This is a genomic window from Stenotrophomonas sp. Steno-Z2 (assembly GCF_056393235.1).
Window position 1 is genome coordinate 1 of sequence record NZ_JBWJOY010000024.1, and the last position, 446, is coordinate 446.

A 446-nucleotide genomic window follows, 5' to 3' on the forward strand; every position below is an offset into this window, starting at 1 on the left:
TCCCAGGTGTCGGTGTTGGCGTAGTAGGAGTTGGTGGTGCGGTCGTTGAGCGCGCTGTTGCCGCCGCCGGGTGCATCGGAGTCGTACTTCCAGTAGGCCAGGTCCATGTCCCAGCGCTCGGTGGGGGTGAAGCGCAGCTTGATGCGCCCGGTCCTGACCCGCTGCTCGTTGATGTCCTTGCGGCCGCTGCGGGCATCGTCGATCCAGCCGGAGAGCGATTCGTCGGTGACGGCCACGCGTGCGGCGAGTTTGTCCTTGACCAGCGGGACGTTGAGCATGGCCTTGCCGCCCCAGCCGTTGCCGCCGTCGCGGGTGGTGGAGGCCGACGCCTCGAAGGCGGCGCCGAAGGCCTCCAGGTCGGGCTTGCGGGTCAGGGTGCGCACGGTGCCGCCCATCGAGCCCTCGCCGAACAGGGTGCCCTGCGGGCCCTTGAGGATTTCCACGCG

The 446-nt window shown here is 69.3% G+C and carries 1 pseudogene; it reads right to left on the minus strand.

Annotation, left to right across the window (positions count from 1 at the left end):
• Nucleotides 1-446, minus strand: a pseudogene (locus tag AC06FP_RS16845) (hypothetical protein); the annotation flags it as partial.